Source organism: Acidovorax sp. NN32, assembly GCF_057597245.1.
This window is the reverse complement of record NZ_CP199679.1, coordinates 4,040,348-4,067,222: the sequence shown is the minus strand read 5'-3', so window position 1 is coordinate 4,067,222 and position 26,875 is coordinate 4,040,348. Positions and strand designations below refer to the sequence as shown.

The 26,875-nt window shown below is 63.0% G+C and carries 29 protein-coding genes; 21 read left to right on the top strand and 8 right to left on the bottom strand.

The window, feature by feature from the left end; all coding sequences use genetic code 11:
- Positions 1-2: 2 nt before the first annotated feature.
- Entirely contained in the window at positions 3-257 is a 255-nt protein-coding gene (locus ACT89O_RS18720; protein ID WP_121420860.1) for a DUF1653 domain-containing protein, read from the bottom strand.
- 68 nt (positions 258-325) lie between these two features.
- On the opposite strand from ACT89O_RS18720, the gene ACT89O_RS18715 reads away from it, so the two are divergent.
- The 3 genes from ACT89O_RS18715 to ACT89O_RS18705 all read left to right on the top strand — a co-directional run bounded on the left by ACT89O_RS18715 (position 326) and on the right by ACT89O_RS18705 (position 4,884).
- Entirely contained in the window at positions 326-2,179 is a 1,854-nt protein-coding gene (locus tag ACT89O_RS18715) for a M48 family metallopeptidase (protein WP_487260836.1), read from the top strand.
- Between the two features lie 81 nt (positions 2,180-2,260).
- Positions 2,261-3,535, top strand: coding sequence for an RsmB/NOP family class I SAM-dependent RNA methyltransferase (locus ACT89O_RS18710; protein ID WP_487260835.1), 1,275 nt, complete (start codon positions 2,261-2,263; stop codon positions 3,533-3,535).
- Between the two features lie 134 nt (positions 3,536-3,669).
- The gene (locus ACT89O_RS18705) at positions 3,670-4,884 is read left to right on the top strand and encodes a DesA family fatty acid desaturase (RefSeq protein ID WP_121505663.1); all 1,215 of its coding nucleotides are present in this window, start codon (positions 3,670-3,672) and stop codon (positions 4,882-4,884) included.
- A 62-nt stretch (positions 4,885-4,946) separates the two neighbouring features.
- On the opposite strand, the gene ACT89O_RS18700 is transcribed toward ACT89O_RS18705, so the two are convergent.
- Entirely contained in the window at positions 4,947-5,360 is a 414-nt protein-coding gene (locus ACT89O_RS18700; protein ID WP_487260834.1) for a hypothetical protein, read from the bottom strand.
- Positions 5,361-5,595: 235 nt separating this feature from the next.
- Between ACT89O_RS18700 and ACT89O_RS18695 the strand changes: the two genes are divergently transcribed.
- On the top strand, positions 5,596-7,101 hold the full coding sequence (locus tag ACT89O_RS18695) for an aminotransferase-like domain-containing protein (RefSeq protein ID WP_487260833.1): 1,506 nt from the start codon (positions 5,596-5,598) through the stop codon (positions 7,099-7,101).
- Positions 7,102-7,186: 85 nt separating this feature from the next.
- Here the strand turns inward: ACT89O_RS18695 and rpmG are convergent, their stop codons facing one another.
- From rpmG to trxB, 3 genes are all read right to left on the bottom strand, one after another.
- Positions 7,187-7,357: a 50S ribosomal protein L33 gene (gene rpmG / locus ACT89O_RS18690; RefSeq protein ID WP_008904999.1), complete on the bottom strand. Its 171-nt coding sequence runs from the start codon at positions 7,355-7,357 to the stop codon at positions 7,187-7,189.
- A gap of 11 nt (positions 7,358-7,368) precedes the next feature.
- Entirely contained in the window at positions 7,369-7,602 is a 234-nt protein-coding gene (rpmB, locus tag ACT89O_RS18685) for a 50S ribosomal protein L28 (RefSeq protein WP_007859763.1), read from the bottom strand.
- A 186-nt stretch (positions 7,603-7,788) separates the two neighbouring features.
- Positions 7,789-8,742 carry a thioredoxin-disulfide reductase gene (gene trxB, locus ACT89O_RS18680; protein WP_055403077.1) on the bottom strand — a complete coding sequence of 318 codons (954 nt, stop codon included), beginning with the start codon at positions 8,740-8,742 and terminating at the stop codon, positions 7,789-7,791.
- 191 nt (positions 8,743-8,933) lie between these two features.
- Here trxB and ACT89O_RS18675 point away from each other — a divergent pair, with 191 nt between their 5' ends.
- The 11 genes from ACT89O_RS18675 to ACT89O_RS18625 all read left to right on the top strand — a co-directional run bounded on the left by ACT89O_RS18675 (position 8,934) and on the right by ACT89O_RS18625 (position 20,422).
- The gene (locus ACT89O_RS18675; RefSeq protein ID WP_121505666.1) at positions 8,934-9,611 is read left to right on the top strand and encodes a Crp/Fnr family transcriptional regulator; all 678 of its coding nucleotides are present in this window, start codon (positions 8,934-8,936) and stop codon (positions 9,609-9,611) included.
- A gap of 59 nt (positions 9,612-9,670) precedes the next feature.
- The gene (locus ACT89O_RS18670) at positions 9,671-12,007 is read left to right on the top strand and encodes a DNA translocase FtsK (protein ID WP_487256291.1); all 2,337 of its coding nucleotides are present in this window, start codon (positions 9,671-9,673) and stop codon (positions 12,005-12,007) included.
- Positions 12,008-12,053: 46 nt separating this feature from the next.
- The gene (gene lolA / locus ACT89O_RS18665) at positions 12,054-12,686 is read left to right on the top strand and encodes an outer membrane lipoprotein periplasmic chaperone LolA (protein ID WP_487260832.1); all 633 of its coding nucleotides are present in this window, start codon (positions 12,054-12,056) and stop codon (positions 12,684-12,686) included.
- A gap of 94 nt (positions 12,687-12,780) precedes the next feature.
- Complete coding sequence (locus ACT89O_RS18660) at positions 12,781-14,133, top strand: replication-associated recombination protein A (protein WP_487260831.1); 1,353 nt, start codon at positions 12,781-12,783, stop codon at positions 14,131-14,133.
- Between the two features lie 313 nt (positions 14,134-14,446).
- Positions 14,447-15,376 (top strand): branched-chain amino acid ABC transporter permease, encoded by a 930-nt coding sequence (locus ACT89O_RS18655; RefSeq protein WP_055403068.1) that lies wholly within the window; start codon positions 14,447-14,449, stop codon positions 15,374-15,376.
- 13 nt (positions 15,377-15,389) lie between these two features.
- Entirely contained in the window at positions 15,390-16,466 is a 1,077-nt protein-coding gene (locus ACT89O_RS18650) for an ABC transporter permease subunit (protein WP_055403066.1), read from the top strand.
- Between the two features lie 20 nt (positions 16,467-16,486).
- Positions 16,487-17,281, top strand: a complete 795-nt coding sequence (locus tag ACT89O_RS18645; RefSeq protein ID WP_055403064.1) for an ABC transporter ATP-binding protein — start codon at positions 16,487-16,489, stop codon at positions 17,279-17,281.
- A 2-nt stretch (positions 17,282-17,283) separates the two neighbouring features.
- Positions 17,284-18,012, top strand: coding sequence for an ABC transporter ATP-binding protein (locus ACT89O_RS18640; RefSeq protein ID WP_055403062.1), 729 nt, complete (start codon positions 17,284-17,286; stop codon positions 18,010-18,012).
- Between the two features lie 216 nt (positions 18,013-18,228).
- Positions 18,229-18,597 carry a DMT family protein gene (locus ACT89O_RS18635; RefSeq protein ID WP_487260830.1) on the top strand — a complete coding sequence of 123 codons (369 nt, stop codon included), beginning with the start codon at positions 18,229-18,231 and terminating at the stop codon, positions 18,595-18,597.
- Between the two features lie 148 nt (positions 18,598-18,745).
- A complete protein-coding gene (locus ACT89O_RS18630; RefSeq protein WP_063461305.1) occupies positions 18,746-19,393 on the top strand; it encodes a DUF47 domain-containing protein in 648 nt (215 codons plus the stop codon).
- A gap of 18 nt (positions 19,394-19,411) precedes the next feature.
- Positions 19,412-20,422, top strand: coding sequence for an inorganic phosphate transporter (locus ACT89O_RS18625; protein WP_055403058.1), 1,011 nt, complete (start codon positions 19,412-19,414; stop codon positions 20,420-20,422).
- Positions 20,423-20,535: 113 nt separating this feature from the next.
- Here the strand turns inward: ACT89O_RS18625 and ACT89O_RS18620 are convergent, their stop codons facing one another.
- Positions 20,536-20,982: a TM2 domain-containing protein gene (locus tag ACT89O_RS18620; protein ID WP_055403056.1), complete on the bottom strand. Its 447-nt coding sequence runs from the start codon at positions 20,980-20,982 to the stop codon at positions 20,536-20,538.
- Between the two features lie 106 nt (positions 20,983-21,088).
- Positions 21,089-21,610 (bottom strand): N-acetyltransferase family protein, encoded by a 522-nt coding sequence (locus tag ACT89O_RS18615; RefSeq protein ID WP_487260829.1) that lies wholly within the window; start codon positions 21,608-21,610, stop codon positions 21,089-21,091.
- Positions 21,611-21,757: 147 nt separating this feature from the next.
- On the opposite strand from ACT89O_RS18615, the gene rpsP reads away from it, so the two are divergent.
- From rpsP to ACT89O_RS18585, 6 genes are all read left to right on the top strand, one after another.
- Entirely contained in the window at positions 21,758-22,009 is a 252-nt protein-coding gene (gene rpsP, locus ACT89O_RS18610; protein WP_008904984.1) for a 30S ribosomal protein S16, read from the top strand.
- Between the two features lie 75 nt (positions 22,010-22,084).
- Positions 22,085-22,654 carry a ribosome maturation factor RimM gene (rimM, locus tag ACT89O_RS18605; protein WP_055403096.1) on the top strand — a complete coding sequence of 190 codons (570 nt, stop codon included), beginning with the start codon at positions 22,085-22,087 and terminating at the stop codon, positions 22,652-22,654.
- 29 nt (positions 22,655-22,683) lie between these two features.
- The gene (gene trmD / locus ACT89O_RS18600; protein WP_487260828.1) at positions 22,684-23,442 is read left to right on the top strand and encodes a tRNA (guanosine(37)-N1)-methyltransferase TrmD; all 759 of its coding nucleotides are present in this window, start codon (positions 22,684-22,686) and stop codon (positions 23,440-23,442) included.
- Between the two features lie 128 nt (positions 23,443-23,570).
- Entirely contained in the window at positions 23,571-23,960 is a 390-nt protein-coding gene (gene rplS / locus ACT89O_RS18595; protein ID WP_055403050.1) for a 50S ribosomal protein L19, read from the top strand.
- A gap of 83 nt (positions 23,961-24,043) precedes the next feature.
- Positions 24,044-24,763 (top strand): CoA pyrophosphatase, encoded by a 720-nt coding sequence (locus tag ACT89O_RS18590; protein WP_055403048.1) that lies wholly within the window; start codon positions 24,044-24,046, stop codon positions 24,761-24,763.
- A 57-nt stretch (positions 24,764-24,820) separates the two neighbouring features.
- Complete coding sequence (locus ACT89O_RS18585) at positions 24,821-25,807, top strand: CobD/CbiB family protein (protein ID WP_055403047.1); 987 nt, start codon at positions 24,821-24,823, stop codon at positions 25,805-25,807.
- Between the two features lie 123 nt (positions 25,808-25,930).
- Here ACT89O_RS18585 and rsgA read toward each other — a convergent pair whose 3' ends face one another.
- Positions 25,931-26,875, bottom strand: a complete 945-nt coding sequence (gene rsgA / locus ACT89O_RS18580; RefSeq protein ID WP_121420850.1) for a ribosome small subunit-dependent GTPase A — start codon at positions 26,873-26,875, stop codon at positions 25,931-25,933.

The window sequence follows — 26,875 nt, the reverse complement described above, 5'->3', positions numbered from 1 at the left end:
GCTCAGCCCGCTGGGGTTTCATCCCCGCATTTCTCAAACCGTGGCCGCATCACACCGTCAACGAGCACCTGCTCTTCAAACATGGCGGCGGGTCGCACCCACAGCCCACGCTGGCCATAGAGCGCGCGGTACAGCGTCATGGGCTCCAGCGTTTCGCTGTGGCGCACGGTATCAATCACCTCGTAGAGCATGCCCTTGTAGTGGCGGTACAGGCCGGGCGGTGTGCGAATGAGTGCTGGCAGGTCGTCGTCGGTCATGGTGGTGGGTGTGGGGTCGTGAGTGGTTAGGATGGCGGTTGAAAACAACCCAAGAGTGAGGGAAGCCCGTGGATCAGGCAGATTTTGTGCATCTGGTGCGCATGAGCGAGCATGCCAGTGCTGACAACAGCCGCGCATACCGCCGCAGTGTGGCCGTGTTTGCGGCGCTGGGCTATGCCTGGGTGCTGGGGTGCCTGGGACTTGCCGCAGGCATTGTGCTGTGGGTGGTGCCGCAGATGTTGCAGGGGAAGTTTCGCTTTGCCATGGTGTGGCTGCTGCTGGGGGCTGCGGGCCTGCTGTGGGTCAGCCTGCGGGCGCTGTGGGTGCGTTTTGACGCGCCTGAGGGCGTGGAGATCACGGCGCTGGAGGCACCGGAGCTTTTTGAGGCGCTGGAGCGCATCCGCCGCAAGATCAAGGGCCCGCCCATCCACAAGGTCACGCTGAACGACGAGTTCAATGCGAGCATCCAGCAGCTGCCCAAGTACGGCCTGCTGGGTGGCGCCGTTAACCACCTGAGCATCGGGCTGCCTTTGCTGATGGCGTTGGACCGGCCGCGTTTTCTCGCCGTGCTGGCACACGAGTACGGCCATTTGCGCGGCGACCATGGCCGGTTTGCGGCCTGGATCTATCGCACACGCCTGTCCTGGATGCGCCTGAACCACAGTCTGGCCGACGACGAAGGCCCGGTGGCCGCGGCCACGCAGGCGTTCATGCGCTGGTACTTTCCGCGCTTTTCGGCCAAGACGTTTGCGCTGGCCCGCCAGGACGAATACGAGGCCGACCGCATTGCGGGCAAGCTGCTGGGCCGTGATGTGACCGCCGCCGCCCTGGCCGAGATCGAGATCCGGGGCGCAGCGTTGCAGGCAGAGTTCTGGGGCAACCACTGGTGCGGTGCCGCTGGCAATCCGCTGCCGGTGGGGCCTTATCGCAGCATGCGCCGTTTCCTGGCCGAGGCCCCGGATGCCGCTTTTGCCAACGACGCACTGCGCCAAGCGCTCAAGCGCCTGAGCAGTGTGGACGACACCCACCCCGGCTTGCGGGACCGCATCGAAGCACTCGATGCCACGCCCACACTGCCCGACTGGTCGCGTGGCAGTGCCTTGACCCTGCTGGGCGATGAGGCCAAACGGTGGGTCAAACACTTCGACAAACAATGGTGCCGCGACAACGCTACGGAGTGGAAGCAGCACCACGCGTGGCTGGAACGTGTGCGCGCACGCGCCCAGGCGCTGCAGGCTTCCATCGCTCAGAACAGTGCGGCTGAGCTGGTGGAGCTGGCCCGCCTCAAGCGCCATCTGGACCCCCGTGCCGATGTGCGCGCCTTGTATGAGCTGGCGCTGGAGCGCAGCCCCGAGTACGCGCCCGCCCTGTGTGGACTGGTGCCTTGCCTGCCCGAGGACGATCGCGACGGCAAGCTTCTGCTGCTGCACCGGGTGTGGGAAGCGGGCAGCAACGACCGCTACTGGGCCGCACGCACCGCGCTGGCCGAGCTGGAAACTCCCCGCATGGGCATGGAGCATGATGCGGCGGCCTTCAAACAGTGGCGCAAGCGGCTGGAGCGCGCGCAGGAATCCGAAGAGCGCGCCTGGGAAGAGCTGTCGGGCACCTCCTTCTTCAGCCAGATCACGCGTCACGACCTGAGCCCCTTCGAACTGGCCGAGCTGCAATCGGAACTGGCCCGCTGTGCGCCCCTTGCCCGCTGCTGGCTAGTGCGCAAGAACCTGCGCGAGCATCCGCAGCGCCGTGCGTACCTGATCTTTGTCGAGCTGCCGGGGATGGACGACGAAAGCCGTTACCACCTGTGCCGCGCCCTGGAGCGCAATCTGAGCCTTCCCGGCCCCGCGCTGGCGCTGTGGGCGGGTGAATCGCCCAGCCTGAAGGAGATTCAGCGCTATGCGTTTGATCCGGTCTACACGCGTTGACAAACCGAACGGATCGATGCGGGTCGTTTGAAGGAGCCTTGTGGTTGGCTGTGGATCAGACCACAGTGGGACAATCGGGGGATGCATCCCAAAGTTCTTCTCGACGCCTGTGCCGAATTGGTCAGGCTCACCCTCACGTTTGAACACCCCGCCGATGCGGTGGTGTCACGATTCTTCCGCGATAACCGGGGCCTGGGCCCCCGCGAGCGGGCCACCCTGGCCGAAACGGTCTACACCGTGCTGCGCAAGAAGCTCCTGTTCGACCACATGGCGCCCTCGGGCTCGGGACCCAAGGAGCGCCGTCTGGCCATCCTGGGGTTTTACGGCCCGCGCGACTTCCTCAAGAGCGCACTGACCGACCAGGAAAAGAACTGGCTGGACCAGTGCGATGCGGTCACGGTCGATGACCTGATGGAGCGCCACCGTCACAACCTGCCCGAATGGCTGGTGAAGCCCCTCAAGGACCAGCTGGGCGACGGCTTCTGGCCATTGGTGGAAAGCCTGGCGCAGAGCGCCCCGCTGGATTTGCGCGTCAATGCCCTCAAGGACAAGCGTGCCGACGTGCAAAAGGAGCTGGCCAAGGCCGGCATCAAGGCCAGCCCCACGCCGTATTCGCCCTGGGGCCTGCGCATTGACGACAAGCCTGCGCTGACCAAGCTGGATGCGTTCACGCGCGGTGCCATCGAGGTGCAGGATGAAGGCTCGCAGTTGCTGGCCCTGCTGCTTGACGCCAAGCGCGGCGAGATGGTGGTGGATTTTTGCGCAGGTGCAGGTGGCAAGACCCTGGCCATCGGCGCGGGCATGCGCAGCACCGGGCGCCTGTATGCGTTTGATGTCTCGGCGCACCGTCTGGATGCTCTGAAACCGCGCCTGGCCCGCAGCGGCCTGTCGAACGTGCACCCCGCCGCCATTGCCCACGAGCGCGATGACCGCGTCAAGCGGCTGGCGGGCAAGATCGACCGCGTGCTGGTCGATGCTCCGTGCTCGGGCCTGGGGACTCTGCGGCGGAACCCGGACCTCAAATGGCGCCAGTCGCCCAAAGCCATCGAAGAGCTGGTGGCCAAACAGGCCGCCATTCTGGACAGCGCAGCGCGCCTGCTCAAGTCCGGCGGCCGTCTGGTGTATGCCACATGCAGCATCCTGCCGCAGGAAAACGAGGCCATCGCAGATGCATTCAGCGCATCGCACCCGGACTTTGAACTGCTCGACGCGGGCGAACTGCTGGAGCAGCTCAAGGTGGAGGGGGCCAAGGGTCTGTGCAGCGGTGGTGAGTCGGGCAGTGGTTATTTGCGCCTGTGGCCCCATGTGCACCAAACGGATGGGTTCTTTGCCGCAATCTGGTCCAAAAAGGCCTGACTTGGCCTTCTAAAGGCGCTAAATCAGCGTAAATACCATGGATACCCCCGAACCTATTTCGTGGGGACCACTCTAAAATCAGATACCCGGTCCGTTGGCGAACGGGTTCTCTGTAGAAGTAAGGCTTTCTGAATATGCTGTTACCCGATTGGGCCGTACTGAACGCTGCCATTGACTGGCTGGGCCATGGGTTGTGGAACCTGGCTTGGTGGCAGATCATTCTGTACACCCTGGCGACGACCCACATTACCATTGCGGCGGTCACGATTTTCCTGCACCGCGCGCAGGCGCACCGCGCGCTGGACTTGCACGCCATCCCTTCGCACTTTTTCCGCTTCTGGCTGTGGATCGGTACGGGCATGGTCACCAAGGAATGGGTCGCTATCCACCGCAAACACCACGCCAAGTGCGAAACCGTGGACGACCCCCACAGCCCCCAGACCCGGGGGCTGGACACCGTGATGTGGCGTGGCGCCGAGCTGTACCGCGCCGAGTCCAAGAACCAGGAGACGATGAAGAAGTTCGGCCACGGCACGCCCGATGACTGGATGGAGCGCAACGTCTACACCCGTTACGGCTGGCAGGGTGTGGGCCTCATGCTGATCCTGAACCTTGCACTGTTCGGCGCTCTGGGCGCCGCAGTGTGGGCGGTGCAGATGCTCTGGATTCCGTTCTGGGCGGCGGGTGTGGTCAACGGTGTGGGCCACTACTGGGGCTACCGCAACTTTGAGGCGCAGGATGCCAGCACCAACCTCTCGCCCTGGGGCATCATCATTGGCGGCGAAGAGCTGCATAACAACCACCACACCTATCCCACGTCGGCCAAGTTCTCGGTCAAGCCGTATGAGTTCGACATCGGCTGGGTCTACATCACCATGATGAAGAAGATTGGCTGGGCCACGGTCAAGAAGGTGCCGCCCAAGCTCCAGTTGGGTGACGTCAAGCCTGTAGCCGATGAAAAGACGCTGGAGGCCCTGATTGCCAACCGCTATGAGGTGATGGCTGGCTATGCACGTGGCGTGCGCCAGGCCTGCAAGGACGAAATCGCAGCGCTCAAGGCACGCAATGCCGATGCCTCGGTGCTCCAGGCCGCCAAGCGCTGGCTGCACCGCGATGCCGAGAAGGTGCCGGCCATCGCATTGCCGCAACTGGCCCAGGCCCGTGCCGCGCACCCCGCGCTCGACAAGATGGTCACCATGCGCGAAGAGCTGCGCCAGCTGTGGCTCAACACCTCGCAATCGCGCGAGCAGCTCACCGCGGACCTGCAAGCCTGGTGCCGCCGCGCGGAAGAAAGCGGTATAGCCGCCCTGCGTGAGTTCTCGCTACGGCTGCGTGCGGCGCAGGCCTGAAGCGGGCCGCTCATTGTCCAAGGCCTTGCCATCTGGCAAGGCCTTTTTCTTTGGTGCAGCGGTTACCGCATTGCGGGCACCTTGCCAAAAGCGCGGTTCTTTGCGGTTTTGTCCCGGCCTGCAAAGGCTGAGCGCAGCAGGTGCCGTACTTGGTGCCAAAGCCCCGGCCTGGGGGGGGCTTCGATCACCAGGATCTCAGAGCGGCAGTGCAGGGCGTTGCCCACCTGCACCCAGGCGGCCTTGGTGTTCCAGCCCTCTGGCAGATGTTCGCCCGCCCCAAGCCGCATTTGCGGCAGAGTGTGCAAAGCGAGCTCACAGTCTCGTGGAGCAAAGCGAAGTGACACCTCTCCCTGAGTGGTGTGCAGTGCGCTGCCGGGCGGCAGGCACAGCCACAGGCTCTGGCCGGGTGTGAGGCCCAAGGTGACTGCGGCCGATGGGGTGGTGGGCGGTATGGTGGATGGATTGCGCTGTGGCATGGTGCGGGGCTCCTGAAGGAAGGGCTGCTGTGAGGCTGTAGCGTAAAAAAAGCAGCGTTGCCCCGGCAGGTACACGGCGATGCAGGAACGGCTAGAACAGCGCAGATTAATGGCGTGCTGTTATGGTCCGATCTGTGCGTTCCTGTATCTGTACCCGCAGATAGGGCTCGGGCACGATGCACCTCTAGGCTTCTGAGCCTGCGCCACGGCTCGGCAGCAGTACCCCATACCCGCCATGTCACATTCTTCCGATTCGCGGGATGCCCCGCTCTACCGCCAACTGGCAGCTTTGTACGAACAGGCCATAGCCGCTGGCAGCCTGACGCCTGGCATGCGCATGCCGTCGGTGCGGGAGCTGTGCCAGCGGCACCAAGTGAGCCTGACCACCGCGCTGCAGGTGTTGCGGCATCTCGAATCCCTGGGCTGCGTGGAGGCGCGCGAGCGGGTGGGCTACTTTGTGCGGGAGCCGGGCGATGTAGCGTTGCCCCGGGCGCGCGAGCCCGAGTTGCACGAGCCGCTGGCCCACGACCCGCGGGTGTTTGCGGGCATCAACGAGCGCATTTCCGGTTTTCTCGAAAAAGCCCGCCGCGCAGGCCCGCTGCCGCTGGACTTGGGCAGCGCCATGCCCGCGCCGAGCCTGTTTGATGCAGCAGCGCTCAACCGCCTGGCCCACGGCCTGTTGCGCGAGCAACCCGACGTCCTGGTGTACGGCCCGTCCGCGCCCACCACCCACCCCGAATTCCAGCAGGCCATGGCCCGGCATGCGCTCACCTTCGGCGTGTGTGTCGCGCCGGCCGATATTGGCGCAACGCTCGGCAACTCCGAAGCGGTGAACCTGGCGCTGGACGCCGTCGCCGAGCCGGGCGACGTGATCGCCGTCGAATCGCCCACCTTCTTTGGCATCCTGCAGGCCATCGAGGTGCGCGGGCTGCGCGCGCTGGAGATCCCCTGCAGCCCGCACACGGGCATGTCGCTTGAAGCCCTGGAACTGGCTGCGCGCAACGAGCCACGGCTCAAGGGTGTCGTGGTGGTCCCCCACCTGCAGATGCCGCAGGGAAGCGTGATGCCCGATGCGCACAAGGAGCGACTGGTGGCTCTGTGCGTGGAGCATGGCTTAGCCCTCATCGAGGACGACATCTACCGGGAGTTCGTGGAGTCGCCGCACGTGCTGCGGCCCGCCAAGGCCTGGGACCGGCAGGGCGATGCCGGGCAGGTGATCTATTGCGCATCGCTCAGCAAGAGCTTTGCTCCCGGCTTGCGCCAGGGCTGGATGAGCGCGGGGCGCTGGCAGGCCCGTGTGCAGATGATCAAGTTCGCTCGCACGCGCAACATGCAGACCTGGTCGCAGCTGCTGGCGGCGCGCAGTGTGGACTCTCCGGCCTACGAGCGCCACATGCGCCGCATGCGGGCGCAGCTGCGCATCCAGCGAGAACAGGCGGCGAGGGCCGTAGCGCGCTACTTTCCCATGGGCACACGCCTGAGCCTGCCGCCGGGTGGCCTGAGCCTGTGGCTGGAGCTGCCGGTCGGCATCTCTTCCACGCGCCTGTACGATGAGGCGCTGCAAAACGGTATCCGTGTGGCCCCGGGCCCCATGTTCTCCAACACCGGGCGGTATGAGCACTTCTTGCGGCTGAGCTGTGGGATGCCGTTCACGGCCGAAGTGGAGGCGGGCTACCGCACGCTGGGCGCCTTGCTGGCTGAGCAGATGGCCGAGTTGCCCGTGCCGCGCAAGGTTGCTTGAGCAAAGAGTCTGGGTGAAAGGTCTGCGCAGCAGGCATAAAAAAACCGCCCTGGACGGGCGGTTTTTTTAGGGGGAACGGGCTGAATTACTTCAGCTTCATTTCCTTGTATTCCACATGCTTGCGAGCTTTTGGATCAAATTTCATGATCAGCATTTTCTCGGGCATGGTCTTTTTGTTCTTGGTCGTGGTGTAGAAGTGGCCGGTACCCGCAGTGGATTCCAGCTTGATCTTGTCGCGTCCGCCTTTGCTTGCCATGGTGCTTCTCCTTAAGCCTGACCACGTGCGCGCAGGTCTGCGAGCACCGAGTCGATACCGTTCTTGTCGATCAAACGCAGGGCAGCGCTCGAAACGCGCAGGCGAACCCAGCGGTTTTCGGTCTCGACCCAGAAACGGCGGTATTGCAGGTTCGGCAGGAACCGGCGCTTGGTTTTGTTGTTGGCGTGGGAAACGTTGTTCCCGACCATGGGCTTCTTGCCCGTTACGTCGCAGACGCGTGCCATGAGGACACTCCGATACTTTTTAACGGCCGTTCGCTGGGCCCTGGGCTTGTGTGCCCAGGTTGGCTTGCGGCCTCACCTCGCCAGAAAGGGTGGCGGTAACCCGATTGATTTGCCTGTTTCGGAGGACCGCAAAAACGGGCCGAATTCAGCAAAGCCGCAGATTATAGCCTGCTGCCCAGTTTTTCATCAAGACTCTTGTTCCAGGAAGCGCTGGGCGTCCAGTGCAGCCATGCAGCCCGTGCCTGCGCTGGTGATCGCTTGGCGGTACACATGGTCCTGCACATCGCCTGCGGCAAACACGCCGGGCACGCTGGTCTGGGTGGCAAAACCCTTGAGCCCACCCTGGGTGATGATGTAGCCGTTCTCCATCTCCAGCTGGCCCTGGAAGATCTCGGTGTTGGGCGCATGGCCGATGGCGATGAAGCAGCCCTGCAGCTTGATGTCTTCCGTGCTTCCGTCCTTGGTGCTCTTGATGCGGATGCCCGTCACGCCCGTGTTGTCGCCCAGCACTTCGTCGAGCGTGTGAAATAGCTTGAGCTCGATCTTGCCGGCCGCGACCTTTTCGTTGAGCTTGTCCACCAGGATGGGCTCGGCCTTGAACTTGTCGCGTCGGTGCACCAGGGTGACCTTGCGGGCGATGTTCGACAGGTACAGCGCTTCTTCTACCGCCGTATTGCCGCCACCGACCACACAGACGTCCTGCTCGCGGTAGAAGAAGCCGTCGCAGGTGGCGCAGCCCGACACGCCTTTGCCCATGAAGGCCTCTTCCGAAGGCAGGCCCAGGTACTTGGCCGATGCGCCAGTGGCCAGGATCAGCGCATCGCAGGTGTAGGTGCCGCTGTCGCCGGTGAGGGTGAAGGGGCGCTGGCTGAAATCGACCTTGTTGATGTGGTCAAAGATGATCTGGGTCTTGAAGCGCTCGGCGTGCTCCAGAAAGCGCTGCATCAGCTCCGGCCCCTGCACGCCATGCACGTCGGCCGGCCAGTTGTCCACCTCGGTCGTGGTCATCAGCTGGCCACCTTGGGCCATGCCGGTGATGAGCACCGGGTTCAGGTTGGCGCGGGCGGCATAAACCGCTGCGGTGTAGCCCGCAGGGCCAGAGCCAAGGATCAGAACTTTCGCGTGTTGGGTGGTGGACATGGTAAAAGCCTGTGTTTTGCGCCTGCTACATGCGGCGCTGTTGGGGAAGCTGGGGGTTGAACTGGCAAGTATCAACCGTGCACCGCTCACGCGAGCGGTCCCTTTTTCAATCACGGCGATTGTAAGAACCCATTGATACCCCTTGCACAACCCGTGCGGCTCCGGTTGGGTCGCTCTAGAGAGGAGTTTTCATGTCGACGATGTTGTCCAACCTGGACCTGCTGCGCCGGGTGCCCTTGTTTTCGCTGCTCACGGTGGCCCAGGCCGAGGTGATCAGTGGTGCGGTGATCAAGCGCCGCTTCAAGCGTGGCGAGGCGCTGGTGGAGCAAGGGCAAAAATCCAACGCCCTGTTCATCCTGCTCACGGGGCGCGCCCGCGTGATGACATCGGACAGCCGGGGGCGTGAGGTGATTTTGGCCACCCTCGCGCAGGGCGACTACCTCGGCGAGATGAGCATCATCGACAACGAACCCCACTCGGCCACGGTGCGTGCCGAGGTGCAGACCGATGTGCTCATGCTCGGGCGCGCAGAGTTCGCGCGTTGCCTTACAGAGAACGCCTCCATGTCGCTGGTGGTGATGCGGGGGCTGGTCAAGCGTCTGCGCCATGCCGACCGCAAGATTGAGTCACTGGCGTTGCTGGATGTGTATGGGCGTGTGGCCCATGCCCTGCTGGACTTTGCGGTGCCCGACGCTCAGGGCCAGTTGGTGATCAAAGACAAAATCTCCCGGCAGGACCTGGCCAAGATGGTGGGCGCCTCCCGCGAGATGGTCAGCCGCGTGATGAAAGATTTGGAAGAGCGTGGCTTTATCGAGGCATTGCCCAGTGGCGCCACTGTGCTCAAGGACCGATTGAACGCGTTGAGTTAGCAACGCTTCAGCCCGGGTGTCATGCCCGGGGGCTTGCGGTAAGCTCGCCCGGCACGCTTATGACCTATTCCCTCAATACCCTGAATGCATCGGCTGCGGCGAAGTCGCCGCCGCGTACGGGCGCTGCCCGTTTTGGCCACGAAATTGGCCTGATGGTGGGGCTGCTGGCCCTGGTTTTCTGGTTGCTGGCCCTGCTGAGCTATTCCGCGCAGGATGCCGCTTGGTCCACCTCGGGCGCCCGGGGTGGGCGTTTGGTCGCCAACTGGGCAGGCCGGTTTGGTGCGTGGCTGGCCGATGGCAGCTACTTTGCACTGGGTTTTTCGGTGTGGTGGTGTGTGGCGGCCGGTGTGCGGGCCTGGTTGTCGTCGCTGGCGCGGTGGATGCGTGGCGGCGAATCGGCCCCGGGCGCGGTAAGCCCGATGCGCAGGCGGGCCATGTTCTGGGTGGGGCTGGTGGTGCTGATGTGTGCCAGCACTGCGCTGGAGTGGTCGCGCCTGTACCGGTTTGAAGCGTTCCTGCCGGGGCATGCTGGGGGCGTGCTGGGCTACATCACGGGGCCTGCCAGTGTGAAGTGGCTGGGTTTTACAGGCTCGGGCCTGCTGGCGATCGTGCTGGCCGTGCTGGGGGCGGCGCTGGTGTTCCGTTTCTCCTGGGGCCATGTCGCGGAATTTGTGGGAGGGCGCATCGACGCATTGGTGCAGTCGCGTCTGGCCAAGCGCGAAGTGGCCAAGGACGTGGCTGTGGGCCGCAAGGCCGCGCGTGAGCGTGAAGTGGTGGTGCTCGAGGAACGCACCGAAAGCGAGGTGCACCACCCCCAACCGATCCAGATCATCGAACCCGTGCTGGTAGACGTGCCGCAGAGCACCCGCGTGGTGAAGGAGCGCCAGAAGCCGCTGTTCACCGAGATGCCCGACAGCAAGCTGCCACTGGTGGACCTGCTCGATGGCCCGCTGCAGCGCCAGGAAACCGTGGCGCCCGAGACGCTGGAGATGACCAGCCGCCTTATCGAGAAAAAACTCAAGGACTTTGGCGTGGAAGTACGCGTGGTCGCGGCCATGCCCGGACCGGTTATCACGCGCTACGAAATCGAGCCCGCCACCGGCGTGAAGGGCTCGCAGATCGTGGGCCTGGCCAAGGACCTGGCGCGTTCGCTGAGCCTGGTGTCGATCCGCGTGGTGGAGACCATCCCCGGCAAGAACTTCATGGCGCTGGAGCTGCCCAACGCCAAGCGGCAGTCCATCCGCCTGTCCGAAATCCTGGGCTCGCAGGTGTACCACGAGGCCAAGAGCATGCTCACCATGGGCCTGGGCAAGGACATCGTGGGCAACCCGGTGGTGGCAGACCTTGCCAAGATGCCGCACGTGCTGGTGGCTGGTACCACGGGCTCAGGCAAGTCGGTGGGGATCAACGCCATGATCCTCTCGCTGCTGTACAAGGCCGAGGCGCGCGATGTGCGCCTGTTGATGATCGACCCCAAGATGCTGGAAATGTCGGTGTACGAAGGCATCCCGCACCTGCTGGCCCCGGTGGTCACCGACATGAAACAGGCCGCCCACGGCCTGAACTGGTGCGTGGCCGAGATGGAGCGGCGCTACAAGCTCATGTCCAAACTGGGCGTGCGCAACCTGGCGGGCTACAACGTCAAGATCGATGAAGCCAAGGCGCGCGAGGAGTTCATCTACAACCCCTTCAGCCTGACGCCCGAAGAGCCCGAACCGCTGCAGCGCCTGCCGCACATCGTGGTCATCATCGACGAGCTGGCCGACCTGATGATGGTGGTGGGCAAGAAGATCGAAGAGCTGATCGCCCGCTTGGCGCAGAAGGCGCGTGCGGCCGGCATCCACCTGATCCTCGCCACGCAGCGCCCCAGTGTGGATGTGATCACCGGCCTGATCAAGGCCAACATTCCCACCCGCATCGCGTTCTCCGTGGGCTCCAAGATCGACAGCCGCACCATCCTCGACCAGATGGGCGCAGAAGCCCTGCTGGGCATGGGCGACATGCTCTACATGGCCAGCGGCACGGGCCTGCCGATCCGGGTGCATGGCGCCTTTGTGTCGGACGAAGAAGTACACCGTGTCGTCAGTTATCTCAAGGAACAAGGGGAGCCGGACTACATAGAAGGCGTGCTCGAAGGTGGAACTGTGGATGGCGAGGGTGATCTGTCAGGGGAGGGCGGTGGTGGCGAAGGGGGCGAGAAGGACCCCATGTACGACCAGGCCGTCGAAGTGGTGCTCAAGGACCGCAAGGCCAGCATCTCGTACGTGCAGCGCAAGCTGCGCATTGGCTACAACCGCTCGGCGCGGCTGCTGGAAGACATGGAAAAGGCGGGCCTCGTGAGTGGCCTGACCACCAGCGGCCAGCGCGAAGTGCTGGTTCCCGCGCGCAGCGAATGACAAGGGCAGGGCGATGAGCCCAGCCCATGCCCCACAGGAGTTCCTTTTGAAAAAGACCGTTACTGCAATTTTGATAGCTGCCAGCGCAACGCTGGCAAGCGCTGATGGCTTGAAAAGCCTTGAATCGTTCATGAAGGGCACACAAACGGGCAAGGCGGATTTCACGCAGACCGTGACTTCGCCCCCCAAGGACGGCCAGACCGCGCGCACCAAGACATCAAGCGGCAGTTTTGAATTCCAGCGCCCCGGGCGTTTCAAGTTCGTCTACAAGAAACCCTTCGAGCAGACCATCGTGGCCGATGGCCAGACCCTGTGGCTGTACGACGTGGACCTGAACCAGGTCACCCAGCGTTCGCAGTCACAGGCGCTGGGCAGCACGCCCGCCGCGCTGCTCGCATCGGCCCCCGACCTGTCGGCGCTCAAGGCCGAGTTCACGCTCGAAGCAGCGCCTGAGCAGGATGGCCTGCAGTGGGTGCTGGCCAGCCCCAAGACCAAGGATGGTCAGCTCAAGAGCGTGCGCGTGGGTTTTGCGGGTGAGCAACTGGCGGCCCTCGACATTCTGGACAGCTTTGGCCAGCGCTCCCTGATTCGTTTCAATGGCATGCAGGCCAACGCAGCGCTGTCCGCCAGCACCTTCCAGTTCAAGCCGCCCGCTGGAGCGGATGTGGTGAAGCAGTAAGTTGCTGCGAAAAATATAGCTGCCAGCGCTTATCAGATAAGCGCTAGAGGCCAATTTGGCTTAAAAATCAGCGTGATGTAGACAGGATACGAACATGGCAGCACGCAGTGCCTCCGCAGCACCTTCCCAGGCCCACCCCTCGGCCCACCAGCCCCTGGCCGAGCGCCTGCGGCCCCGCACGCTGGGCGAGGTGATCGGGCAGCAGCATGTGCTGGGCCCGGGCATGCCGCTGCGGCTCGCGTTCGAATCGGGCCGCCCGCACAGTTGCATCCTCTGGGGCCCGCCGGGTGTGGGCAAGACGACCATCGCACGCCTGATGGCCGATGCCTTTGACGCGCAGTTCATCAGCATCAGTGCCGTGCTGGGCGGGGTCAAGGACATCCGCGAAGCGGTCGAACGTGCCGAGGCCGCGCGTGATGGTCTGATGCAGCAGCGCACGATCGTCTTCGTGGATGAAGTGCACCGCTTCAACAAGAGCCAGCAAGATGCCTTCTTGCCGCATGTGGAGAGCGGGTTGTTTACCTTCATTGGTGCGACTACCGAAAACCCGTCGTTCGAGGTGAACTCGGCGCTGCTATCCCGCGCCGCCGTGTACGTGCTTCAGCCGCTGTCCGAACAGGATTTGAAGCAAATAGTGGCTCTGGCGCAGGCGGAGAAAGCGCTGCCAGCTATCGAAGATGTAGCAATCGACCGCCTGGTGGCCTACGCCGATGGCGATGCCCGCAGATTGCTCAACACACTCGAAACCCTGGCCATGGCGGCCACGCAGGAAAAGCTGTCCGAGATTACCGACGCCTGGCTGCTCAAGGTGCTGGGCGAGCGCATGCGCCGCTATGACAAGGGCGGCGAGCAGTTCTACGACACCATCAGCGCGCTGCACAAGTCGGTGCGCGGCTCCGACCCCGACGCTGCGCTGTACTGGCTGGTGCGCATGCTCGACGGCGGTGCCGACCCGCGCTACATGGCGCGCCGCCTAGTGCGCATGGCCAGCGAGGACATCGGCCTGGCCGACCCGCGTGCGCTGCGCCTGGCGCTGGACGCGACCGAGGTGTACGAGCGCCTGGGCAGCCCCGAGGGTGAGCTGGCCCTGGCCGAATGTGTGGTGTACCTGGCCGTGGCGCCCAAGTCCAACGCGGTCTACAAGGCCTACAACGCAGCCCGCGCCTGGGTGAAGCAGGACGGCACCCGCCCCGTGCCCATGCACCTGCGCAACGCACCAACACAGCTCATGAAACAGCTTGAATACGGCAAGGGCTACCGCTACGCGCACGACGAAGAGGGCGGCTTCGCCGCAGGCGAAAACTACCTGCCCGAGGGCATGCCGGAGCCCGGTTTTTACGCGCCGGTGGAGCGTGGGCTCGAAATCAAGATTGCACAGAAATTGCGTGAGCTGCGTGCGCGCAATGTTTCAGCCGATCTGGAGGATGGGCCGGACGAAAAGTCCTGAACCTCTGCCCGTGGGAGCCGCACCCCGCGTCATGCTGATTTGGCATGAGGCTGGTAATAAGTTTGCACATCAATTTTCCTGCTTGCATCATGTGAGCTTATGGATTGCGTTGCCCGCTGATGTGCCGCCAACCCGAGGGAAAACCCCGCCCGGCTTGGTGGGGGCCGCTTGTGACTACTCGCTACAATCCCGTCCACAAACCCGCACAGCTGCACTTCTGGCGGGTTTTTTGCTAGATGGCAGTCGGGCCCACAAGGCTGTACCGATTCCGGTGCCAAAGCGGTGGGTACGTTACAAACGAAGGACTTCTCTTATGGACATTTTGCTGCAACAGATCATCAACGGTCTGGTACTCGGCAGCATGTACGCCTTGATAGCCTTGGGCTACACGATGGTGTACGGCATTATTCAGCTGATCAATTTCGCCCACGGCGAAGTGCTCATGATCGGGGCTCTGACCAGTTGGAGCTGTATAGGAATGATGCAGGCTGCAATGCCTGGCGCCCCGGGCTGGCTCATCCTGCTGCTGGCCACGCTCATTGCCTGCGTGGTTGCCGCAACGCTCAATTTTGTGATCGAGAAGGTGGCCTACCGCCCTCTGCGCAACAGTCCTCGACTCGCCCCCCTGATCACCGCCATCGGCATGTCGATCCTGCTGCAGACGCTGGCCATGATCATCTGGAAGCCCAACTACAAGCCCTATCCCACGATGTTGCCCAGCGCGCCGTTCGAGGTGGGTGGCGCTTACATCACCCCCACACAGATCCTGATCCTGGGCGTGACCGCTGTTGCCCTGGCCTCGCTGGTGTACCTAGTGAACCACACCAACCTGGGCCGCGCGATGCGCGCCACGGCTGAGAACCCCCGCGTTGCTTCCCTGATGGGTGTCAAGCCCGACATGGTGATTTCCGCCACCTTCATCATCGGCGCCATTCTGGCCGCCGTGGCCGGCATCATGTATGCCTCCAACTACGGCACGGCGCAGCACACCATGGGCTTCCTGCCGGGCCTCAAGGCCTTCACGGCGGCGGTCTTCGGCGGCATTGGCAACTTGGCCGGTGCCGTGGTGGGCGGCATTTTGCTGGGTCTCATCGAAGCCATCGGCTCGGGCTACATCGGCACGCTCACGGGCGGTCTGCTGGGCAGCCACTACACCGACATCTTTGCGTTCATCGTGCTCATCATCATCCTGACGCTGCGTCCTTCGGGCCTGCTGGGTGAGCGTGTGGCCGATCGCGCCTGAGGAGCCTCACACCATGAAGAACACCAAAACCAACTGGATCCTCGGCGCCGTCGCGCTGCTGGTGCTGCCGCTGATCCTGCAATCCTTCGGCAACGCCTGGGTGCGTATCGCCGACCTGGCGCTGCTGTATGTGCTGCTGGCCCTGGGCCTGAACATCGTGGTGGGCTACGCCGGCTTGCTGGACCTGGGCTACGTGGCGTTCTACGCCGTGGGTGCCTACCTGTTTGCCTTGATGGCCTCGCCGCACCTTGCGGACAACTTTGCGGCGTTTGCCGCCATGTTCCCCAACGGCTTGCACACCTCGCTGTGGCTTGTGATACCGGTGGCGGCATTACTGGCGGCGTTCTTCGGAGCGCTTTTGGGGGCGCCCACGCTCAAGTTGCGCGGGGACTACCTGGCCATCGTGACCTTGGGCTTCGGCGAAATCATCCGTATCTTCCTGAACAACCTGGACCACCCCGTCAACCTGACCAACGGCCCCAAGGGCCTGGGCCAGATCGACTCGGTCAAGATTTTTGGCCTGGACCTGGGCAAGCGCCTGGAGGTGTTCGGCTTTGATATCAGCTCCGTCACGCTGTACTACTACCTGTTCTTGGTTCTGGTGGTGATCTCCATCGTTATTTGCTATCGCCTGCAGGACTCACGCATCGGCCGCGCCTGGATGGCCATCCGCGAAGACGAAATTGCCGCCAAGGCCATGGGCATCAACACCCGCAACATGAAGCTGCTGGCCTTCGGCATGGGCGCTTCGTTCGGCGGTGTGTCGGGTGCGATGTTCGGTGCGTTCCAGGGCTTCGTGTCGCCCGAGTCGTTCAGCCTGATGGAGTCGGTCATGATCGTCGCCATGGTGGTGCTGGGCGGTATCGGCCACATTCCTGGCGTGATCCTGGGTGCCGTGCTGCTGTCGGCCCTGCCCGAAGTGCTGCGCTACGTGGCAGGCCCGCTGCAGGCCATGACGGACGGCCGTCTGGACTCCGCCATCCTGCGCCAGCTGCTGATCGCACTGGCCATGATCATCATCATGCTGATGCGTCCCCGTGGTCTGTGGCCAGCGCCCGACCATGGCAAGAGCCTCACGCAGAAGACCTGAACACCGCAGAAAGTTAGAACATGGCAGAGAACATTCAGAAATCAGCCAGCGACGTGGTGCTGCGGGTTGCAGGTATTTCCAAGCGTTTTGGTGGCCTGCAAGCCCTCTCCGACGTGGGCATCACCATCGAGCGTGGCCAGGTCTATGGCCTGATCGGCCCCAACGGGGCTGGCAAGACCACGTTCTTCAACGTGATCACGGGCCTGTACACCCCCGACAGCGGCACTTTTGAGCTGGCCGGCAAGCCTTACGAGCCCACGGCCGTGCATGAAGTGGCCAAGGCGGGCATTGCCCGCACCTTCCAGAACATCCGCCTGTTTGCAGAAATGACGGCGCTGGAAAACGTGATGGTGGGCCGCCACATCCGCACCAAGTCCGGCCTGCTGGGCGCGGTGCTGCGCACCAAGGGTTTCAAGGAAGAAGAGCTGGCCATTGCCAAGCGCGCGCAGGAACTGCTCGACTACGTGGGCATTGGCAAGTTCGCCGACTATAAGGCGCGTACCCTCTCCTATGGTGACCAACGCCGCCTGGAGATCGCCCGGGCCCTGGCCACCGATCCGCAACTGATTGCGCTGGACGAGCCCGCAGCCGGCATGAACGCCACCGAGAAGGTGCTGCTGCGCGAGCTGATCGACCGCATCCGCAACGACAACCGCACCATCTTGCTCATCGAGCACGACGTGAAGCTGGTGATGGGCTTGTGCGACCGCGTGACGGTGCTCGACTACGGCAAGCAGATCGCCGAAGGTACGCCTGCCACCGTGCAGAAGAACGAAAAAGTGATTGAGGCCTATCTGGGCACCGGAGGACATTGAGAATGGCCGAAAAATCCAACAAGGTACTGCTGCAGGTCAAGGGCCTGAAAGTGGCCTACGGCGGTATCCAGGCCGTGAAGGGCGTGGACTTTGAAGTGCGCGAGGGGGAATTGGTTTCGCTGATCGGCTCCAACGGCGCTGGCAAGACCACCACCATGAAGGCGATCACCGGCACCCTGGGCATGAACGATGGCGACATCCATTACCTGGGTGAAAGCATCAAGGGCAAAGGCGCCTGGGATCTGGTGAAGAAGGGTCTTGTGATGGTGCCGGAAGGTCGGGGCGTGTTCGCTCGCATGACCATCACCGAGAACCTGCAGATGGGCGCCTACACGCGCCGCGACAAGGCAGGCATCTTGGCCGACATCGAAAAGATGTTCACCATCTTCCCGCGCCTGCGCGAACGCAAGGACCAACTCGCTGGCACCATGTCGGGCGGTGAACAGCAGATGCTGGCCATGGGCCGTGCGCTGATGAGCCAGCCCAAGGTGCTGCTGCTGGACGAGCCCTCCATGGGTCTGTCGCCCATCATGGTGGACAAGATCTTTGAAGTGGTGCGCGATGTGTACGCCCTTGGCGTCACCATTTTGCTGGTGGAGCAGAACGCGAGCCGGGCGCTGGCGATTGCCGACCGTGGCTACGTGATGGAGTCCGGCCTGATCACCATGGCCGGCCCCGGCCAGGAACTCCTGAACGATCCCAAGGTGCGCGCCGCCTACCTGGGCGAATAAGGCAACACCCCCGCCCGGCCCGCCCTGCGTGGGGCAGGCGCATGGTGCGTCGCACAAGGCACTGCCACACGGCGGTGCCCTTTTTTTTTGGCGCAGGCGTTGGCGTTTGCATGAATTGATTGCTATGTTTTTTATAGCTTTCGGCGGATGTATATCCAGCACCAGAGGCCAATTTTGTTCATAATTTGCACCCACCCCGCCACCACCTGTCGCCGCATGTCGATGTCCGCTCTGCAATCCTTGCCCGTATCACTACAGACCGTGTTGCTGCTGATTGCCAGCAACGTTTTCATGACCTTCGCCTGGTACGGGCACCTCAAGAACCTGGCCACGTCACCCTGGTACACCGCAGCGCTGGTGAGTTGGGGCATTGCACTGTTCGAGTACCTGCTGCAGGTGCCTGCCAACCGGATCGGGTTTACCCAGTTCAACGTGGGGCAGCTCAAGATCATGCAGGAGGTGATCACGCTGGCGGTGTTTGTGCCGTTCGCGGTGTTCTACATGGGCCAGCCCCTGAAGTGGGACTACCTCTGGGCAGGCCTGTGCCTGGTGGGGGCTGTGTATTTCATTTTCCGCAGTGCCTGATGAATGGTGCGTGTTGCCCGGTATCCGCGCCGGGCGCCCGTGGCTGCGGGTGAGGGCGGCCGGTTAAACTCGCTTGTCATTTAAAAGTCATGGTTTTGTCATGGCTTTGTCTCATTTTCAAAAAATCGATACCGATCCAGGAGCCTCCATGCTGTTTGCCAAGCTGTTGCCACGCGAAGGCAATTTTTTCGAAATGTTCAACCAGCATGCAGACCGCATCGTCGAGGCGGCCCGGGCTTTCTCGCAACTGGTGGCCAACTACAGCGACCCGCACCTGCGCGACAAATACAACCAGGATGTGGACAACGCCGAGCGTGCTGCCGACCGCGTGACGCACGAGGTGAACAAGGCCATCCACAAGACCTTCATCACCCCGATTGACCGCGAGCAGATCCACACGCTGATCAACACCATGGACGATGTGGCCGACCTGATTCAGGACTCTGCCGAGACCATGGCGCTGTACGACGTGCGCCACATGACGGAAGAGATCACTCGCCTGACCGACCTGAGCCTCAAGTGCTGCGAACGCCTGCGTGATGCCGTCAAGTTGCTCGACAAGATCGCCGATCCGGCCGTGGCTGAAGCCGCGCTCAAGACCTGCGAAGAGATCGACAGGCTCGAGTCCGACGCGGACCGCGTGATGCGCAGCGCCATGAGCAAGCTCTTCCGTGAAGAGCCCGATGTGCGCGAGGTGATCAAGCTCAAGGCCATCTACGAGCTGCTGGAAACCATCACCGACAAGTGTGAGGACGTGGCCAATTGCATCGAGGGCATCGTCCTCGAAAACTCCTGATCCGGCAGGCTGACCAGTATGGAAACCGTACAAACGGCCCTCTGGGTTGTGGTCTTGCTCGTGGCACTGGCGATTCTGTTCGACTTCATGAACGGGTTCCATGACGCTGCCAATTCGATTGCCACGGTGGTGTCCACCGGCGTGCTCAAGCCCGCACAGGCGGTGCTTTTCGCCGCGTTCTTCAACTTTGTAGCGATCTTTGTCTTCCACCTGAGCGTGGCCGCCACGGTGGGCAAGGGCATCGTTCAGCCCGGCATCGTGGACACCCATGTGGTGTTTGGTGCCTTGGTGGGCGCCATCACCTGGAACGTCATCACCTGGTACTACGGCATCCCCAGCAGCTCATCGCATGCGCTCATCGGCGGCATCGTGGGGGCGGTGATCGCCAAGGCGGGCGCCAGCGCGCTGATCTCCACCGGCATCCTCAAGACCGTGGCGTTCATCTTCGTTTCGCCCTTGCTCGGCTTCCTGCTGGGCTCTCTCATGATGGTGGCTGTGGCGCACATCTTTCGGCGAACGCGGCCAAGCCGGGTGGACAAATGGTTCCGGCGCCTGCAACTCGTGTCCGCAGGGGCCTACAGCCTGGGCCACGGCGGCAACGATGCGCAAAAGACCATCGGCATCATCTGGCTGCTGCTGATTGCCACAGGGTATTCGTCGGCAAGCGATGCTTCGCCGCCCACCTGGACGATTGTCAGCTGCTACGTGGCTATCGGTCTCGGAACCATGTTCGGCGGCTGGCGCATCGTCAAAACCATGGGCCAGAAGATCACCAAGCTCAAGCCCGTGGGCGGCTTCTGTGCCGAGACGGGCGGGGCGCTGACCCTGTTCCTGGCAACAACGCTGGGTATTCCGGTGTCCACCACCCACACCATCACAGGCGCCATCGTGGGCGTGGGCTCCACGCAGCGCGCCAGCGCAGTGCGCTGGGGTGTGGCAGGCAATATCGTCTGGGCGTGGATCTTGACCATCCCCGCCAGTGCGTTTGTGGCTGCCGTGGCGTACTGGATCAGTCTGCAGATATTCTGAATGCCCTGATTCCTGATTTGCTATTGAATGTATAGCTAATCAGACAATATGGAAAAGCGCTAACGCCCCATTTGAATGTGAATTTAATGGGGCGTCCGCTTGGTGGGTGTCGGTCACTGCGAGATCTTGCGAGCTTCCTCGATCTGGTACTCGAAGTACCGTTGGAAGCTGAACGCGAGGCTGGCCATCAGCACCGCCGTGCCCACCAACAGCGAGACCACGATGGCGCCGATGGTGATCCATTGGGTCCTGCCCGCCGGGGCGTCGGGTGCGGCCGTGGGGTTGTAGCGCGCGTTCCACGCCTCGGGCGTCTTGAGTGCAAACAGGATGGCTTGCAAGGCGCAGCCCGCAATCGTGAAGCCCAGCAAAGGAATCAGCATCCAGCTGGTGTGGTCGTCCTGGCCGAGCTGCTGCACGCGCTGGATGCCGTAGATACCGAGGGCCGTCGGTATCGGGAGCAGCCAGCCCAGCATGTCGGTGATCCCGTGCAGGTAAAAGCGGTGAAGGCCCAGCGGCCCGCCCACGAAGGCAAGCCATGCCGCCAAAGTTTTGTTTTTCATGGGGCATTATTCATCGTCGGGCCGCCCCAAGATGAACAAGTGGTCTCCAAGGGGGCCGCTTCGGAGGGCTGCGCTCTGTGCTGCGGGGCGAGCATGGGGGCCGTTTTCATTCGGGCGATGTGGTGTCGCCCGCGCCCAGGGTTTTCTCCATGAGCACGATGTCGCGCCAAGCGCCGAACTTCCATCCCACCGAACGCATGACACCCACGTCGGTGAAGCCCAGCGCCCGGTGCACACCGATCGAGCCCGCGTTGGCCGAGTCGCCAATCACGGCCAGCAGCTTGCGTACCCCAGCTGCTTCGGCCTGGGCCGCCAGCTCGGTCAGCAGCTTGCGGCCCAGGCCCATGCCGCGGGCGCTGTCGGCCACGTAGATCGAGTCCTCGGCAGAGAACCGGTAGGCTGGACGGGGCTTGAACCAGTTGGCATAGGCATAGCCCAGCACCTGGCCGTCCTTTTCGGCCACCAGCCAGGGCAGGCCCCGGGCCAGCACGTCGGCACGGCGGCCTGCCATGTCGGCTTCAGATGGTGGATCGATCTCGAAGGTACCTGTACCGTGAAGCACATGGTGTCGGTAAATGGCCGTGATGGCGGGAATATCGCTGTCGGTGCTGGAACGAATTTTGGGCATGGAAGAGGGAAATGGATATAATCGCGGGCTTTGCAGCGTGTCGCTGGCCGGGTGGCCATGTCGCGTGTCTCAAGCGTTGCGAATATGGTTGCGAACACAGTGGCTCAAGGCAAATGTTGCCGGAGTTCACCACCCGAAGGATAAATCATGGTCGTCATTCGACTCTCCCGCGGCGGCTCCAAGGGCCGTCCTTTCTTCAACATCGTCGTTGCTGACAAGCGCGTGCGCCGTGATGGCCGCTTCATCGAGCGCATCGGCTTCTACAACCCCACCGCCAAGGAATCCGAAGAAGGCCTGCGCATCGTGCAAGACCGTCTGACGTACTGGAAGAGCGTGGGCGCCCAGTCCTCGCCTACCGTGGACCGCCTGATCAAGCAAGCCGCCAAGAAGGCTGCTTAAAGCTCCCTGAAAAGGGCGGGTTTCGTCGGCATGCCTGGCGAAACCCGCCCTTTTCCTATTCTGGAATCCCCCGCCATGGCCACCAACCTGACCCTCGAACCCGCAGAGCTGCCCACAGACGCCGTTGAAGTGGGGCGCATTGCCGATGCCTGGGGTGTCAAGGGCTGGTTCAAGGTGCTGTCGCACAGCAGCAGCCCTGAGGCGCTGTTTTCATCCAAACGCTGGTACCTGCAGCCTTCCGAACGCGGCGCCAAGACCTTTGCGGGCACCGTTTTGTTGTCCATCCGCCAGGCCAAGGACCATTCGGACACCGTGGTTGCCTGGGCGCAGGGCATTGATGACCGCGATGCCGCCGAAGCCTTGCGCGGCGCGCGCATCTTTGTGCCGCGCTCCAGCTTTCCGTCCACCACGGAGGGCGAGTACTACTGGATCGATCTGATCGGTCTTGCGGTCGTCAACCGCGAAGGTGTGGCGCTGGGGCAGGTGCAGGAATTGATGTCCACCGGTCCGCAGACGGTGCTGGTGTTGACTTATGAGCAGGACGGCAAGGCACAGGAGCGGATGATCCCTTTTGTCTCGGCCTTCATTGACAACGTGGACCTGGCCGAAAAGCGCATCACGGTGGACTGGCAGCCGGACTACTGATCGGAACTCCCGCCCTGGCGCCGCCCACCATGCGCTTTGACATCATCACCCTGTTCCCCGAGCTGTTTGCGCCGTTCCTGGCCAGCGGCGTGACCCGCCGCGCGTATGCCGGCGGCCAGGTCGATGTACGCCTGTGGAACCCGCGCGATTACGCCGATGGCAACTATCGTCGTGTTGATGATCGGCCCTTTGGCGGCGGGCCGGGCATGGTGATGATGGCTGAGCCCCTCGCCCGGTGTCTTGCAGCTATCCGGGTGGAGCGTGGTGAGGCCGAGAGTGGTGAGGCGCCGCTGGTCCTTTTTTCGCCCATTGGCGAAACGCTGAACCACGCTGCCGTGGAGCGCTGGTCTGCAAGTACGGGTGCAATCCTGCTGTGCGGGCGCTATGAAGGCATTGACCAGCGCTTCATCGATACCCATGTCGATCTGCAGATGAGTCTGGGCGACTTTGTGTTGTCGGGTGGCGAAATCGCCGCCATGGCCCTGCTGGACGCTGTGGCGCGCTTGCAGCCCGGTGTGCTCAATGATGAGGGCAGCCACCAGCTCGACAGCTTCAACCCGGCGCTCGATGGCCTGCTCGATTGCCCGCACTACACGCGCCCTGAAGAATGGGCAGGGCAGCAGGTGCCTGCCGCGCTGATGTCTGGCCACCATGCGCAGATCGAGCGCTGGCGGCGCGACCAGCGCCTGGCCACCACGGCCCGGCACAGGCCCGATCTCATCGAGGCGGCGCGCAAAGCAGGGCATCTGGCCGCTGCGGATGAAGCAGTATTGGCCAAGCTCAGCTGAATTGCTATAATCAAAGGCTTTTCGATCCTCTGGCCGGCCGTTTTGACAGGGAGTTCTCCCGCAAAACACTGAGACGTCAATCCCGACGCAGCCATTTTTGGCGCGGACAAGATCGTTGGATATCAAACATGAACCTGATTCAGACCCTGGAAGCGGAAGAAATCGCCCGCTTGAACAAGACCATCCCCGAATTCGCCCCTGGTGACACCGTCATCGTGAGCGTGAATGTGGTGGAAGGTACCCGTAAGCGCGTGCAGGCCTACGAAGGTGTGGTGATTGCCAAGCGCAATCGCGGCCTGAACAGCGGCTTCACCGTGCGCAAGATCTCCAGCGGCGAAGGCGTGGAGCGTACGTTCCAGACCTACAGCCCCCTGATCGCCAGCATTGAAGTCAAGCGCCGTGGTGATGTGCGCCGTGCCAAGCTGTACTACCTGCGTGACCGCAGCGGCAAGTCGGCACGTATCAAGGAAAAGCTGCCTTCGCGTGTCAACAAGGCTGCAGCCGCCACCGCCGCATAAGGCGCAGGCTCGACCTCACAAGCCGCTACAGCGTCTGCCTGTAGCGGCTTTTTGTTTTTTGGCTTGTTCACCTCCCCCTTCTTGTGGACCCTTCTTCCAGTCCTGCTGTCTCGTCGGTGATCGCTCCTTTGTCGAGCCTGCCCGACTTTGACCCCCGCCTTGTTCCGGTGGTGGGGGTGGATGCGCACCTGCCTGCGGTGCCGGTTCAGGCGCAGACCGCTGAAGCGCTGCGGGCGCGTTTTGCGCACCCGCCGCAGTGGGAGCCTGAGGTGCTGCTGGAAAAGAAGTTCATGAACCGCGAGCCCGCCCGTGCGTCTGTGCTGATTGCCATCGTGCTGCGCGAACAGCCCATGGTGCTGTTGACCGAACGCACGGCCCACCTGTCCACCCATTCGGGGCAGGTGGCCTTCCCCGGTGGGCGGGCAGACGCGGGAGATGCAACGCCTGCCGACACGGCCTTGCGCGAGGCGCAGGAAGAGGTGGGGCTTGCTCGGGATTTTGTCGAAGTGCTCGGCACGTTGCCAATCTATGTCACCGGCTCATCGTTCATCATCACGCCCGTGGTGGCGCTGGTGCAGCCGGACTGCGTGCTCCAACCCAATCCGTATGAAGTGGCCGACCTTTTCGAGGTGCCGCTCGATTTTCTGCTCAATCCCGCCAACCACCGGCGCCATGTGTTCGACCGGGATGGCGTACACCGGGAGTGGTTCTCGATGCCCTACCAGGACGGCGGCAAGAACCATTACATCTGGGGTGCGACAGCAGGCATGCTGCGCAACTTCTACCGTTTCATGCAGGCGTAAACCGGGCCCGCGTGCGATAGGGTGCATCGGGGCAAAGCACCAGTATCATTGCCCCCCATGAGTTTCTTCGCCATCCTGTTCGCTCTGCTGATCGAGCAGGCCCGCCCGCTGGCACGCAGCAATCCCATTCATGCGGGTCTGCGAGCGTGGGCGCTGTCCGTGAGTCGCAATTTTGATGCGGGCAAGCCGCACCACGGCTGGGTGGCCTGGAGCCTTGCGGTGCTGGTTCCGGCCCTGGTGACCCTGGCCATTCACTGGCTGTTGCTTTGGGGACTGGGGTGGCCCTTTGCGGTGCTGTGGAGTGTGGCCGTGCTGTACATCACGCTCGGGTTTCGGCAGTTCAGCCACCACTTCACGGGCATCCGCGACGCGTTGGAGGAGGGCGATGAAGATGCTGCCCGCGAGCGCCTGGCCCACTGGCAGCAGGTGGATGTAGGGGCGCTACCGCGTAGCGAGATCGTGCGCCATGTGATCGAGTATTCAGTGTTGGCGGCCCACCGGCATGTGTTCGGCGTGTTGGCATGGTTCTCCGTGCTGGCTGCCCTGGGCCTGGGGCCGACCGGGGCTGTTCTGTACCGGTTGGCTGAGTTTGTATCGCGCTATTGGCATTACAAGCAGCGCACGGGCGCTCAGCCTGCCAGCGCCTCCCTGCAGCAGGCCTCTGCGCAGGCGTGGACTGCCATCGACTGGCTTCCGGCCCGGCTCACGGCACTGAGCTTTGCGGTGGTGGGCAGCTTTGAAGAGGCGATTGAGGGCTGGCGGTTTCACGCACAACGTTTCCCCAATGACAACGACGGCGTGGTGCTGGCCGCCACGGCAGGTGCCATCAATGTACGCCTGGGGGGCGAGGCACTGAAGGCGCGCACTGAATTGCACGCGCCACAGGGCCTGGAGATTGACGCCGACATGGGCGACAGCGATTCCACCCCCGGGCGCGAGCCCGAGGTGGGCCACCTGCGCAGCGTTGTGGGGTTGGTGTGGCGCTCGGTAGTGGTTTGGATGCTGCTGCTGGCGTTGCTCACGCTGGCGCGTTTGCTGGGGTAGCTGGCAAGCCCCCTGAACCGCAATGCGGCTGCCCTCGGAGGAGGGGGCGCACCCTCAACCATGCAAGCCAGTTCCACGGGTGCGCTGGTTTCCGCCGCGCCAGGAGTGAAGGCCGCGCCCGGCTCAGTACCGGGTGTGGCGCAGTTCTTCAAATAGATCGCTATAAATTTTATAGCGTGTTGCGCTTATACCGCCTGCGCTGGGGCCCAGTTTGACTGCATCCAGCACGCCACAGCCCGGCTCGTGCAGGTGCGTGCAGTTGTAGAACTTGCAGGCTGTCGCATGTGCTGCAATGTCGGGCATGCAGGCTGCCAGTTGCATGGGGGCAATGTGGTGCAGCCCAAACTCCTGAAAGCCTGGTGAATCGATGAGCGCGGTGGTACGGGCCTTGTCCATCCAGTACCAGTGCGTGCTGGTGGTGGTGTGTTTGCCCGAGTTCAGCGCCTGCGAGATTTCACCGGTGAGCACGGAAGCGCCTGGCACCAGCAGATTGATGAGGGTGCTCTTGCCGGACCCTGAGGGCCCCAGCACCAGCGTGGTCTTGCCCTGCAGATGTTCCATCAGCAGCGCGCGGTCCACGTCGCTGGAGAGCGCCAGCGACAGCGGCAGCACGCCATAGTGCTTGCTGGCGCCCATGTGCCGGTAGGGCAGCAAGCGCTCCCAGGCGCGGGCGAAAGGTTCGACCAGATCGCTCTTGTTGAGTGCAATGATGGGCTTGATGCCCTCGGCCTCGGCGGCAATCAGGGCGCGGGCTAGCTGGCTTTCCGAAAACACCGGCTCTGCCGCGATCAGGATGAGCACCTGGTCGAGGTTGGCGGCAAACGACTTGGTGCGGATCTCGTCCTGTCGGTAAAAGAGGTTGCGCCGTTCCTTGACCTTTTCGATGGTGCCCTCTTCGCCTTGGCCGGGCGGGGGCGCCTGCCACAGCACATGGTCGCCCACCACTGCCTGGCTCTTTTTGCCGCGTGGGTGGCAGATGCGGCGTTCGCCGTCGGGCGTCTCCACCATGCAGTGGCGCCCATGGCTGGCGACCACGGTGCCGTCCATGAGCGCGCTGCGTTCAGCCAT